Origin of the sequence: uncultured Fibrobacter sp. (genome assembly GCF_900316465.1) — a bacterium.
In the GTDB taxonomy this organism is placed as follows: domain Bacteria; phylum Fibrobacterota; class Fibrobacteria; order Fibrobacterales; family Fibrobacteraceae; genus Fibrobacter.
This window is the reverse complement of sequence record NZ_ONDD01000020.1, coordinates 1-13,770: the sequence shown is the minus strand read 5'-3', so window position 1 is coordinate 13,770 and position 13,770 is coordinate 1. Positions and strand designations below refer to the sequence as shown.

10 protein-coding genes are annotated in these 13,770 nt (G+C 50.9%); 7 read left to right on the top strand and 3 right to left on the bottom strand.

The annotated features are described in order from the left end of the window. Positions 1-14: 14 nt before the first annotated feature. Complete coding sequence (locus QZN53_RS09030) at positions 15-1,859, top strand: DNA topoisomerase IV subunit B (protein ID WP_163438682.1); 1,845 nt, start codon at positions 15-17, stop codon at positions 1,857-1,859. A 208-nt stretch (positions 1,860-2,067) separates the two neighbouring features. Here QZN53_RS09030 and QZN53_RS09025 read toward each other — a convergent pair whose 3' ends face one another. From QZN53_RS09025 to QZN53_RS09015, 3 genes are read right to left on the bottom strand one after another with little or no spacing between them, the layout of a single operon-like run. Further along, positions 2,068-3,417, bottom strand: a complete 1,350-nt coding sequence (locus QZN53_RS09025; RefSeq protein ID WP_163438681.1) for a hemolysin family protein — start codon at positions 3,415-3,417, stop codon at positions 2,068-2,070. After that, complete coding sequence (ybeY, locus tag QZN53_RS09020; RefSeq protein ID WP_083564456.1) at positions 3,417-3,899, bottom strand: rRNA maturation RNase YbeY; 483 nt, start codon at positions 3,897-3,899, stop codon at positions 3,417-3,419. The genes QZN53_RS09025 and ybeY overlap by 1 nt, the downstream gene beginning before the upstream one ends. Continuing rightward, positions 3,899-4,183: a hypothetical protein gene (locus QZN53_RS09015; RefSeq protein ID WP_163438680.1), complete on the bottom strand. Its 285-nt coding sequence runs from the start codon at positions 4,181-4,183 to the stop codon at positions 3,899-3,901. The genes ybeY and QZN53_RS09015 overlap by 1 nt, the downstream gene beginning before the upstream one ends. 149 nt (positions 4,184-4,332) lie before the next feature. Here QZN53_RS09015 and QZN53_RS09010 point away from each other — a divergent pair, with 149 nt between their 5' ends. From QZN53_RS09010 to ytpR, 6 genes are all read left to right on the top strand, one after another. After that, on the top strand, positions 4,333-6,210 hold the full coding sequence (locus QZN53_RS09010) for a FecR domain-containing protein (RefSeq protein ID WP_163438679.1): 1,878 nt from the start codon (positions 4,333-4,335) through the stop codon (positions 6,208-6,210). Further along, a complete protein-coding gene (locus QZN53_RS09005) occupies positions 6,210-9,329 on the top strand; it encodes a right-handed parallel beta-helix repeat-containing protein (protein WP_163438678.1) in 3,120 nt (1,039 codons plus the stop codon). Before QZN53_RS09010 ends, QZN53_RS09005 begins: the two co-directional genes overlap by 1 nt. An 18-nt stretch (positions 9,330-9,347) precedes the next feature. Beyond that, positions 9,348-10,952 carry an NAD(P)/FAD-dependent oxidoreductase gene (locus QZN53_RS09000; RefSeq protein WP_163438677.1) on the top strand — a complete coding sequence of 535 codons (1,605 nt, stop codon included), beginning with the start codon at positions 9,348-9,350 and terminating at the stop codon, positions 10,950-10,952. Continuing rightward, positions 10,949-12,016 (top strand): RluA family pseudouridine synthase, encoded by a 1,068-nt coding sequence (locus QZN53_RS08995; RefSeq protein ID WP_163438676.1) that lies wholly within the window; start codon positions 10,949-10,951, stop codon positions 12,014-12,016. Before QZN53_RS09000 ends, QZN53_RS08995 begins: the two co-directional genes overlap by 4 nt. 23 nt (positions 12,017-12,039) lie before the next feature. Next, complete coding sequence (locus tag QZN53_RS08990; protein ID WP_163438675.1) at positions 12,040-12,867, top strand: DUF975 family protein; 828 nt, start codon at positions 12,040-12,042, stop codon at positions 12,865-12,867. Between the two features lie 82 nt (positions 12,868-12,949). After that, positions 12,950-13,770: YtpR family tRNA-binding protein (gene ytpR / locus QZN53_RS08985; protein WP_163438674.1), on the top strand; the 821-nt coding region annotated here is incomplete at its 3' end.

The window sequence follows — 13,770 nt, the reverse complement described above, 5'->3', positions numbered from 1 at the left end:
AGTTTCTAATTACTATGGCAGCAGCAAAGTATACCGAAGACAGCATTAGAACACTAGAATGGAACGAACATATCCGCGAACGTCCGGGTATGTACATCGGCAAGCTCGGCGACGGCAACAGCCCCGACGACGGCATTTATGTGCTGGTTAAGGAAATTATCGACAACTCCATCGACGAATTCGTGATGGGTGCCGGCAAGCAGATTATCATTGACATCGAAGACCACAGCGCCCGCGTGCGTGACTTTGGCCGCGGTATTCCGCTCGGCAAGGTCATCGACTGCGTATCGAAGATTAACACCGGTGGTAAGTACGACTCCGAAGCCTTCCAGAAGTCCGTGGGCTTGAACGGTGTGGGTACCAAGGCGGTAAACGCCCTTTCGACCAAGTTTATCGTCAAGAGTTTCCGCGATGGCCGCGTGAAGGAAGCCGAATTCAGCAAGGGCAAGCTCGTCCGCGAAGAACGCGAAAAGAATACGACCGAAAAGAACGGTACCGAAATCTATTTCGAACCGGATGCAAGCATTTTCAAAAATTTCCGCTTCTTGCCGGGCTACATGGAAGAAAAGGTATGGAACTACGCCTACCTGAACAACGGCCTTTCGCTGGTGATGAACGGTAAGACCTACAACAGCCCGAACGGCCTTCTGGACCTTTTGCAGAACCACGTGGACGATTCTATCCGTTACCCGGTGGCCCATTTTAAGGCAAACGATATCGAAGTCGCCTTTACCCACGGCAACCAGTACGGCGAACACTACTACAGCTTTGTGAACGGCCAGCATACCACCCAGGGCGGTACGCACCAGCAGGCCTTCCGCGAAGGTATTGTGAAGGGTGCCCGCGACCACTTCAAGAAGGACTTGGATCCGGCCGACGTGCGTAACTGCATTATCGGCGCCATTTCCGTGCGCATTCAGGAACCGGTTTTCGAATCGCAGACCAAGACCAAGCTCGGCTCGACAACGGTCGCTCCGGGTGGCGCCCAGCTGCGTACCTGGATCGTGGATTACGTTGCCTCGCAGCTCGACAACTACCTGCACAAGAATCCGGAAACCGAAAAGGCCCTTTTAAACCGCATTACGCAGAACGAACGTGAACGCAAGGAAATCGCGGGCATCAAGAAGCTTGCGAACGACCGTGCGAAAAAGGCGAACCTGCACAATCGCAAACTCCGCGACTGCAAGATTCACCTGACTGACGTCAAGAACCAACTGAACCGCGAAACCATGATCTTCATTACCGAAGGTGACTCTGCTTCGGGCTCCATTACCAAGGCTCGTAACGTGCAGACGCAGGCCGTGTTCAGCTTGCGCGGTAAGCCGCTCAACAGCTTTGGCATGACCAAGAAGGTCGTGTACGAAAACGAGGAATTCAACCTGCTACAGCACGCTCTCGATATCGAAAACGGTCTCGAGAACCTCCGCTACGACAAGGTGATTATCGCGACCGATGCTGATGTGGACGGCATGCACATTCGTCTGCTTTTGATGACCTTCTTCTTGCAATTCTTCCCCGAACTCGTGGAACAGAAGCACCTGTTCATTCTGCAGACGCCGCTTTTCCGCGTGCGTAACAAGCAGGTGACCAAGTACTGCTACGACGAAACGGAACGCGACAGAGCCGCCAAGGAAATCGGCAAGACCGGTCTCGAAATCACTCGATTCAAAGGTCTCGGCGAAATTTCCCCGGAAGAATTCGGCCAGTTCATTGGCGAAGACATGCGTCTTGAAACGGTGGTGCTCCCGCCCGATGCCTCCTTCGGCAAGATGCTCGCCTACTACATGGGCAACAACACGCCGCAGCGTCAGGACCACATCGTGCAGAACCTCCGCGCCGAAGCCGTGGAAGAGCTGTAACAATTAATGATGTGGAATGAGAGATGTGTAATTATTCATTTCCTCATAGAGGATAACTCTACTAAGGTGCTAAAGCACCAAGTATCGTTTATCTCATTTGTCATTCCACATTACACATTGCATGAGTGTCACTTAGCAAAAAAAGCAGGATTGAAATGCTGCTTTTTTTAATCTTTAAGGGGCATACCCCCAAGCCCATGACTCAGTACTAAACCACCTTAAAAGCCTGTGTGCGGGGCACGGCCTTGATGTTCTTGGTCTTGCCCTTGCCGGGCTGAATCATGAGCACCTTTTCCATACGGGTGCCGTCCATTTTCAAGACACGGAAGGTGTAACCCTTGATGGTGACTTCGGCGCCAGGAGACGGAATAATGCCGAGCGTTGCCTGAATCAAGCCCGAAAGCGTTTCCACGTGGGAATTTTCTGGGGCTTCGAGTTCAACACCGAGCTTGTATTCCAAATCGGAAAGCGTCATGATCGGGTCGAGAATGAAGCGGCCGTCCTTAAGGCGCTGCACATCTTCATCTTCGTCCACGTCGTCTTCGTCCTTGATTTCGCCCACGATTTCTTCGAGAATGTCTTCGAGCGTAACAAGGCCTGCGGTTCCGCCATATTCATCCACCACGATAGCGAGCTGGTTACCCGTCTTACGCAGTTCGGTGAGCATGTCGTCAATCTTCTTGTGATACGGCACGAATACCGGCGGCATCACGAGCTTCATGATATCAAAGGGTTCGTCGCGGTGTTCGGTGTACCATTCCAAAAAGTCGCGGTTCGAAAGAATACCCACGATGTTATCGACCGTTTCCTTGTACACCGGCAAGCGGGAATGGCGTTCTGTATTCAACACCCTCACCAGTTCTTCAAGCGGTGTGCCAACTTCGACCGCGCACATGTCCACACGGGGCGTCATGATTTCGCGCACCGGAGTTTCCACGAAGTCGAAGATGTTCAAAATCATCTGGCGTTCTTCTTGTTCCAGGCCTTCGGCATCGGGGTCTGCCTCGTCGCTCAAGTCGGCCTGCGCCTGCACGGCGTCGCGGCGTTCTTCGGGCAAGAAGCTCAGCTTAGAGTCATAGCCCAAGACCTTCAGAATCTTGACGAACAGCAGGTGGCAAATCTTTGCCGGCAGTGCAAACGGGAGTCTAATGAACTTGAACAGCGGAATCAGCACGACAGCGAAAGTGTCCGGCTTCAAGTTTCCGAGCAGGTTCGCCAAGAACACCGTAATGGTGTAAATGCCGATGCAGGCGACCACCAGGTAAGCGGCAAAAGCCAGGAACCAGTAATCTTGCACCCAGTTCCAAGGAATCATCTGGAACAGGTAAAAGCCCAAAACGCCCGCACCCACGTTACAGAAGATGCGACCGATCGAAATCGTTTCGTTAAAGCCAGGCAGTTCCACCAAGGATGCAACCACCTCTTCGCGGCCTTCACGGTCACGGGCATCACGCTTGGCATAAATGGCGCTAAAAGCGGCCTTGATCAGCGAAAACGAAAACGATGTCAGGACAAATACGACAAGGAACGCGACGGCGTAACTTTCAGAAGATTCCATTAGGCACCTTCCTTGTACGGGTCTAGTCCCAGGAATTCGCATTCGCGCTTGCGCATGACCTTGCGGTCGGCGGCCTTGATGTGGTCGTAGCCCGAAAGGTGCAACAGCCCGTGTACAATCACGCGCTTCATTTCGGCGTAGAACGTGTTGCCGTATTCGGGAGCCTGGCGGCGCACCTGCTCGCGGGCGATATAGATTTCGCCGAGCATGGCCTCGTCTTCAGGGATTTCGACTCCGAGTTCGTTTTTCCATTCAAACGAAAGAACGTCGGTCACCTTGTCGAGACCGCGGTAGTCGCGGTTCATGGTGCGTACGAACTCATCGGTGCAAAGCACAATGTTCACGTCTTTTTCCTTGCCTTCTTCGGCAAGGAGCTTGCGAGCCATCTTTTCGAACTTGTCCTTATACGGAAAAGCCTCGATGTCCCCCTCGCAAAGGAACTCGATATTATACTTCTTCTTTCGACTAGCAGGGTCTGGCATTAAATGTTATACCACTTCTTGAGGACGTCTATGATAGCTTCGGCCTGAGCCTTGCCCGTGATCTTGAACTTGCCCTGGGGTTTGAAATTGCCCGCCATCTTGCGGTAGCGGCGCAGAGACACCTTGGGTTCGGTAAATTCACCGGTCTTCGGGTCACGTTCCTGGTAAAAGAACATCACGGTCGGCCATGCACCCTTCGAAAGGATTTCCTTGCCGATTTCCTTGATGACTTCTTCACCGGTATCTTCATCGCTATAGGCAACGGTCAGTTCTTCAACTTCCATATTTAGTCCTGTAGTTATAGGTTTTGACCTTCTTCCAAAAAACTTTGAAAAAAGTCTTTATTTCATTACTTAGGTGCATCACACACATTCTAAGTATGTAAAAAAAATACATATATTTACGACAGAATGTTACTATAAAGCGAGGCTTTATGTCTTTTTCACGTTTTTTTAGCCTTCAAGCCGCCCTTCTAGCCATTCTTGTCGGGGTTACATTTGCTGCAAAAACTGCTAAAATCCACTACGCTGTGGGTGAAGTATTCCTTTACCGCAATTCTGAAAAGCAGGTGGTAAAGTCTTCCGAACCGACTCCTGGCCTAAAAAAGGCGAAAAATGTCAAGGAAGGCGACAATATCGAGACCCTTCTGGAATCCGAGGCCATCATTGCCCTCCCCGACGGAGGCTCATTCGGCATCCAGGAAAACACCTTTGTCTCCATCACAAAGCTTTCCTTTGAAAACGGCGAAAACAATTTTGAAACCGTCGTCAAAAAAGGCAGCATGAAGTTCGACGTGCAAAAGCAGGCGAACAACAAGAGCAAATTCAAGTTCAAGACAGGGAACTCAACCGCCGCTATTCGAGGTACAGACGGTTTTGTGGGCACATCGAACAGCTGTTCCATTGCATCTCTTGCCACCGGAAATCTTGACTTTACCCCAGAAGAAAATCAAAACGCGACCGGTATTAAAGGTGGTCAGACTATTGTTTACTGTAAAAAGGGACTTCTCGTTCTCGACCTTGCCACGTCGGGAAATTCGCTACTCTTTAACGCCCTCGACACGCTCCTGAGCAACACATCGCTCTCCCTTGATTCGCTCAAAAAAGCAATTCAAGAAAAAGACAAGCAGCTTTCAAAACGCTTAAACGATAAAAAAAGCAAGGTTAAATGTTCCATTGTAGCACTCCCCGACACGGTCTACTCTCCGAAACAAACCATCAAGGCCACCTGCTCCAAAGGAACGCACGTCCGCATTTTTGACCAACCGATACGCTCCAACGGTTCCGAAATCAGTTTCAATGTCGACTGGGAACCCACCGAAGTCGGCCAAAAGAAATTCCCTTTCACCTGTTTCTTTGATGGAGATAATTCAACCTCATTCCAGTGCGGACTCGTAACAACCTATTACGCCCCAAATCCGAACGAATCTACTTCAAAAGCGCCCCTAACCATCACATCAGGAACTCCGCTAGAAGTTTGCGACCCAGCAATGGCCACAGTCGAAGGAACATTTGACACAACCGACCTGCAAGCAAATCTCACTGTTTCGCTAGGCAAATACACTTCGGCAAACCTTATACCACTGAGTGCAAAGGGGCAATTTACGCATTCGATTCCCGTGTCCGATAAAAATGGGAACTGGGATGAAAAAAACATCTATGTGAACTACACATCGTCTACCAACGGCAAACATAAAGAAACCATACCGCTTAAGGTTATCAAGAGTTGCAAGACCGTAAACCTGTTGCCTCCTAAATTAACGCTTTCTGTAAACAAGTGCAAAGCATCGCTTTCTCTTGAACAAAGCAAAGGAGACAAATCTATTTACACCTTCTTCGTTGACAATGTCATCCAAAAGGAATCTTACTTCGAAAACGACAGCAAGTTTACCCAAAATTTGACTCAGGGTGTACATCTTTATACATTCCAGGTTGAAGATCTTGCCGGAAACAAGGACAAAATCAGCAAGACTCTTGAATGCTTCCCGCCCATCAAGACAGCCAAAATCCGCTTCGACAATGGCGACATCGAATATCTTCCGCACGTGCCGCCTCCGCCAGACATACGAACCATTCCTAGATCTTTTGGCTTCTCGGTCACAGGGCTCCCGCAAAACGATCCGATTTACATCAAGCAAATCGTGATTTCGCAACCCGGTAAGCAGAACCAGATACTTCGCGGTACGGATTTACAGTCAAACCATATTGACCAACAAGTCAACATCCCCTACAGCACGACCAAAATCAAGGTAACAGTCACTTTAAAGAGCGGCGAAATTCTTGAAAAACCCAAAACATACAAGGGCCCGTAATGAAAAACAGCGTCTTTTTTTCAATTATCGCCCTAACGACCGTTTTGGCGTACGCCCAGGAACCGTCCGCTTTAGGACAAGGAACGCCGCTAAGCGGTTCTGTCCACGGATTTATCAAAGTTGACCAATCTCCATATACCGTCACCGGAGATATCACGGTTGAGCCAAACCAGGTTCTCGTTATAGAACCGGGCGTAAGACTTCAATTCGCGCCAGGAACTGGTCTTTACGTCAAGGGCCAGTTTGTTGCGGCCGGCTTAGACGACAACGAAATTGAATTCGTTTCGGCAGCAAGCAATCCCAAAAATGGAGATTGGAAAGGAATCTTTATTACCGGCAGCGAGCCCTCTGAAATTAGAGGTTCCGTTATCATCGGTGCAGAAAACGGCATCGCCATTGAAAACAGCGCTGCAAGCATTCTGTCTAGCAGAATTAAAGAGACGTCGAACCGCGGCGTATACGCCAAGAATTCAAAGGTGACTATCAGCGGGACGCAGTTCACCAAGAACAACGGTGCCGCAGTCCACATTGACAGCTACAGCGACGCCAACATTTTCGATGTCTATTTCCTTGAAAACAACGTTGCGCTTTACAACGCACCGCTCGCCATTACAGAAGTGACCTCGGCAAGTTTTGAAAAGAACTCGCATGCCGTTTTGAACATGGCCAACAACCAATTGACTTTCGCCAATACTCAAGTAAAAGGCAACAAGGTCGGGGCAAGCTCCGCGGACGTTTTGGAAAAAGGAGTCATTGAATGCATCGGAGGAAACGAAACCGAATTCAACAAGGACTATAACGGTGTCGCACAGGCTCTCCCTGCAAGTCCCGAAATTCCAGGTATCGAAAGCCGTCCGGTTAATGCAAACGACAAGATTGCAGACTTGATTGCACAAAAAGAGGCCAATGAAAACAAGGCGGATTCTACACAAAACCCCTGGAGCCTTATCGGAAGTGTTTCTCTCGACAACCACTACCATCACATAAAGACCCGAAAGGTGAAAGGAGAACGAACATCGAATAGTTTCCAGGTTCCCGGTTTTGGAACAGACGCAAGCATTTACCTGCTGATGCAATCGACCGACGGCAAGTCCATTGAACTCAACGCAGACATTTCCGCCAACTCCTGGAACTATTTCTCGCCAGATCCGATTACGCTGACCTACACCGACAACTACAACAAAGTTGTGTTAGGCGACTTTACTAAAGTCGGTGGAGACCTCTACATGGCATCGCTTCCGATCTTTGGCGTCGGCTACACGCTATCGCTCTTCAAGAATAACGCCAACCAGTCTGTATTAGAGCTGAACGGATTCTTTGGAGAAAACCGCAAGCCCTATTTGATTGGAGACCGCCACCCCGATATTTACAAGAACTATATCGATGATGGCGAAGCCCAGGCACAGCGACTTGCTTACGGAGGATCGGTCAAATGGGCCCCCATCCGCCAATTTGACGTTAGCCTAGGCGCCATATACGCCGACGACGAAATTCACGATCCGCTCCTGCGCGATGGCGGAAGCCGTACCTCCATTACAAGCGAGCCCTTACAGCAATCGCTCACTTTGTACGCCGATGGAAACTGGCTATTCCACCCCGGCGACATCGAACTGAACGGACAAATTGCAGTTGGCCGTGCCGACACTGCCGATGTTTTCAGGGAACGAGCAATCAACCAGGTGTTTACCCAAGCCGGAATCAGCACTTCATCTATGACAAAGCTCCGTCAATTGATGATAAACGAGAACAAAATCAATTCTCTTTCGGCAGAAGAACTTGAAGAAATCTTTGGCGGGAATACCACCTTGAGTCGCCCGCAAATGCGTGATTCCCTGCGCACTTTGATTCGTGAAGCAAAAGCGCTAAAAAAGAACTACGACAGCGACCGAGACGATGACCGCGTTATGGGTCTCAACTGGGGCAGTCAAAACATTGCATTCGGACTTTCGTTCTACGGGAGTTTTTACAAGACCTCGATTTCTAGCCACATCAAGTACATTGGCGAAGATTACTACAGCGCCGGATCTCCAGACCAGCTCTCGGACACGCGCGAATTTGGCGCCGACATCAAGCAGATTATCACTGGTTTCTGGACACTCCACTTTGGATACGCCATTAATATCGAGAATGCCGCAAAAGATGGCAAAAACAATCTCTTTGGCCTTGGCGAAGGAACCCAATGGGGACTTTACAGCAACAACAATTCCAAATGGTTCGACGAACACGAACTGGATTATGACCGAACCAAATACATCCAGAACTGGACTTTGGGAAACGATTTCAAAATTGGAAAAAACATCGACGTGAATGTCGGATACAATCTGGAATACCGCACCCAGTACCGTCCCTACCAACTCCGTGGCAACTATATTCTGGAAGACGGTATTTATAAAGATGATTGGTTTGCCGCACGTTCGGGCAACGCGACAACCGAAATCATTGACGACGGAACGGTTACCGAAGTGGACGCAGCACGCTGGGCTCAATACACGGGACTTTGGGGCGAAGAATATCTCGCTTCTAAATTCCAGGAAAGAATCTACAAGAACACATGGAACTTGGACCTTTCTGTCAAGGCTTTCAATACCACGTTCAGAGCCGGCGGACGTTGGACTCTCCGCACCGACGATTCCAAGTTCTATAAAGACGACTTGATTAAAGGCATGAATCTTTCGAATACAACTTGGGCTAAACTGGGTTACTATTTTGGCGGAGCAGACTACTTTGAACACGCCTACCCGCTTTCAGCGACAACCAATTTCAATAACATTCAGAATCACTTTGGTTTTACTCCCCGCTTTAAGAACTACGAACGTAACGACATGACCGAACGGGAATTCACGATCGACGATGAATTTGAAATTCCGTTCCGAAATCGATTCCTGGTTCTGGGTATTTCTGGCGAATTCCGTTACCTGACCACCAACTGGGAAGAAAACGGTGTTAGCGAAGACGAAACCGAAATGGATGTGCTGGGGAACTTGAATCTGCGTGTGAACCACACTAAGCGTCTGAGCACCGATTGGTACACGGGTTCAGCCCTTTACTACCGCCCGGATAACTTGAGCGACGAATACAAGGACATTTACGGCGGCGTCCGCGTGAACTACTTGTTCTAATTTTTAAATTTGGGGGTGATGTTCACCTACCGCTACAGAGAACTAAGCGTTGCACTTGCCAAGAAAGGCAAGTACCGCGAGGCTTTGGCCAAAGAACTCCGCTTGCATCCCGAAGAGATCTTCAATTTGCAGGTGGAGCGTTTTTCGTTGGATAGCCGTCGCAAAGGAGACCCCAAGTGGTCTTACAACGTGATTTTTGACTTAAAGCGCGAAGTCCGCGCCACAGGAAATCACGCCAAGGGTCTTGTAGCGGCAACACGTGACAAAGAAACTCTTGAAAGCGACCCGCAGAAAAACAGCGTCGCGATGCCCGGCCATGTGGATGTCATTGGCGCAGGTCCTAGCGGCCTTTGGGCGGCCCTGCATTTGTTGCGGAAAGGCTTTGCAGTCGATTTGTACGAACAGGGCAAATGCGTTGAAGAACGATTCCGCGATATTCGCCGGTTCTTTATCGACAGGAATTTTAACGCCTACAGCAATGTGCTTTTTGGCGAAGGCGGTGCGGGGGCATTCAGTGACGGAAAGCTTAATACCCGCACCCGGAACCTGTTCGTGGAACAGGTTCTACACGACATGGTCGACTTTGGAGTCGACGAATCGGTCGTGACCTTCGCCAAGCCGCATATCGGCACGGACCGTCTGGTTTTATTGCTGCGAGAGCTGCGCGCCGAAATTGCAAAGCTTGGTGGCAAGATTCATTTTAGCACCGCGCTTGAAGACATCGAGATTAAGGATGGCCGCATCGCGGCGATCCAGCTGCGAGACGTTTCAACGCCAAATTCTCAGGCGAATTGGAAACCCTGCGAAGCCTTGGTGCTCGCCGTCGGGCATTCTGCCCGGAGCATTTACGAAATGCTCCACGCCCGTGGCGTCGCGCTCGAAAGCAAGGCTTTTGCCATGGGCGTGCGCGTCGAGCACCCGCAGCAACTCATCAACATGCGCCAGCTGGGCCTAAATGTAGACACCAAACTCACGGGTTCCGCCGAATATTTTCTCGCCACCCCGACACTGAACAAATCAAGCAGCGCCTACAGTTTCTGCATGTGCCCGGGTGGCGTTCTGGTGCCTTGCGCCTCGGAGCCTGGGACCCTTGCCACCAACGGCATGAGCTACAGCCGCCGCAATGGCCCCTTTGCCAACGGCGCCATCGCCGTGCCCATTGCCGCAAGTGATAAGCTCTTTGGCGGTCTTGAATTCCAGCGCAAAATCGAAAGCGACGCCTACGCGGTCGGCGGCAAGAGTTACGCCGCTCCGGCCCAAACCATCAAGGCGTTCCTCGCCCACCGCGAAGACAAATCGCTCCCGAAATCCACCTACCCCTGCGGGCTTGTGCAAAGCAATCTGTGGGACTGGATGGACAAAACCATTTGCAAAAGCCTCGCCGAAGGATTCCAGAACTTTGACAAGAAGATTCCTGGATTCATCGAGGAAGGCCTGATTGTCGCCCCCGAAACCCGCACCAGCAGCCCCCTGCGCATGAGTCGCAACAACGAGACGCTTGAAAGCGTGAATACCAAGGGCCTGTTTGTGCTCGGCGAAGGCGCCGGATATTCCGGCGGAATCGTCACTAGCGCCGCTGACGGCGTGCGACTCGCCCACTACGCGAAAAAGGAAAGCTTATGATCACCCGAGTCATTGACCGCAATTTTGCCAACATGCGCCTCGACCGTTTTTTGCGCAAGGCATTCCCCGACGAATCGCTATCGGTCTTTTTCGCTGTCATCCGCAAAAAGAAAGTCCGTGTGAATGGCGTCGTAGGCAAGGCAAATCAGATGTTGCAGGAAGGCGACACCGTCTGCATCTATGAAAACTTTAAAAGCGTCGATGCGGATTCCCAGGGCGCAACCAATGTCATCCAGTTTCCCGCCAACCAAAACGAAGGCGATAAGCCCAGCACCGGTTTTGCAAAAGCAAAATCCACCTGGGGCAAGGCCACCTCGCCGTCGGAAAAACAATCCGGCTGGGGCGCAAACGAGCTCGACATTGTCATTCAGACCGAAGATTACGTGGTCATCAACAAGCCCTCGGGACTGGCAAGCCAACCGGGCTCCGGCACTCGCCCCGGCGAGAGCCTCGTAGAATACCTGTGGGAATGGGGCCGCCGCGAAGGGCTCGACTTCAAGCCCACTATCGCCCACCGCCTCGACCAAGAAACCTCGGGCATGATCATTGCCGCCCTTCACGGCGACACGCTCCGTGAGCTCACGCGCATGATCCGCGAACACGAAGTCGACAAATTCTATTTCGCCCTCGTCAAGGGGAATCTCAAAAAAGACAAGGGCACCATTAACGAGACGCTCACCCGCACCGATGCCGCCAAGGGTAGCAAAATGAAGGTCGGCGAAACCGGCAAGGACGCCCAGAAGGCCGTTACGCATTACCGCGTCAAGCAGCATTACGAAGGTTACGATCTGGTAAAAATCAAGCTCGAAACCGGCCGTATGCACCAGATTCGTGCCCATTTCGCAAGCATCGGGCACCCGCTCCTCGGCGACACCCGTTACGGCGATTTCGCGCTGAACCGCGATGTCAAAAAGCAACTCGGGCTACACCGCCTTTTCTTGCACAGCTGCCGCCTGGAATTCACCTGGCACGGCGATAAAATCGTACTCGATTGCCCGCTCCCTAAGGAACTGCAATCGGTCATCAACCAGCTAAAGCCTTTGCGCTTCGAGCGGAACCATTAAGCTCAACAAAAGAAGGAGAACATATGATCAGCAGCGCCAAAGCATTCGATTTAGCAAACGATGCGCTTAAAGGGAATCGCCTCAAAACAACGGGCATAACCCTTTTCGGCGGCATTCTCTTGTTTGCCACCATTTTCTTCATTAATTTCGCAAGCCTTCTTTTTTTCGGCACCGAAGAAGAATCCCCTAGGAACTACCCCGTCAGCTTTGTAGTTTCACTGATACAGTCCATTGTGCAAGATATTCTGGCCATCGGTTTTTACGCCTATTTTTTCCGTATTTTCAAACACAGGCAATCGAATCTCCGCGACATGTTTGCGGGTTTCAAGAATTTTTCCAGAAATGTCGTCGTTATACTTATCGGAGCCCTTGTAGCAGGATTCTTCTCGTCTCTCATCGAAGCACTCGCAGATTATCTCCCCTTAATCTTGCCTATCCACGAAAACATTCTCTTTTACATTCTTTTTATTCTCATTCTAGCAGCCTTATTCTGCTACATTTTATACAAGCTATACCCCACCTGGATCGGTCTTTTGATAAAAATGTCACAAGACGATTCCACGCCTGCTATTGACCTAATCAAGCAAACTTATTGTCAGGTCTCCGTATACAACTACAATTTTCTTTGCCTTTCTTTCCGCATCATGCTATGGTGTTTCCTCGGCGTTTTGACTTTAGGAATCGGACTTCTGTGGATAATTCCTCTCATCACCATGAGCACCGTCGTTTTCTTTGACGCCATCTTCAATCCTGAAGATTTTGCCGCCCCGGAATTCCCCGAAGCCCCCTCACAGGACGTACCTCCGGCAGACCCCGAAGAAAATACAACCCCCGAGCGCCCCGAAGAATAATCGGTAAGGCTGTTTTTTTCTAAATTTACCACCGAATTTTAAGCAGGCACGGGTACGACACCGTGTCATAAAGGATAATACGATGAAAGTTTCTTTGAATTGGCTCAGACGTCATGTGGATCTTCCGGAAAATGCGGAAGAAGTTGCAAAGGCATTGACCTCCATCGGCTTGGAAGTCGAAGGTACCGAAGAACCGGGCAAGGTTTATGAAAAGCTCGTTGTGGCAAAGGTTCTTACCTGCGAAGCCCACCCGGACAGCGACCACTTGCACATTACGACCGTCAATAACGGCAAAGAAACCATCCAGGTCGTTTGCGGCGCCCCGAACGTAGCCGCCGGCCAGACCGTGGTGCTCGCCCCGATCGGTGCAGAACTCCCGCTCCCCGATGGCGGCACCCTCAAGATGAAGAAATCCAAGATCCGCGGCGTCGAAAGCTTCGGCATGATTTGCGCCGAAGACGAAATCGGCCTCAGCGACGACCACGCCGGCATCATGGTTCTCGACGATTCTATTCCGGCAGGCACTCCGTTCGTAAGCCTCGGCCTCTATGACGTTTGCTTTGAACTGAACGTGACCCCGAACCGCCCGGACGCCCTCAGCCACCGTGGCGTGGCCCGCGAACTCGCCGCCAAGTTCGGCCGTCCGCTCAAGCCGCTCGCCTACGAACTCAAGGAAGATTCCGAAGCCGCTAGCTCTGCCATCAGCCTCGAAGTGGTTCCGGGTTGCGGTTGCTCCCGCTATGTGGGCCGCGTCATCAAGGACGTGAAGGTTGAAAAGTCTCCGGCTTGGCTCGCCAAGCTCCTGCATGCCGTTGGCATGAACAGCATCAACAACGTGGTCGACATCACGAACTTCATTCTGATGGACGTGGGCCAGCCGCTCCACAGCTTCGACATGGACCA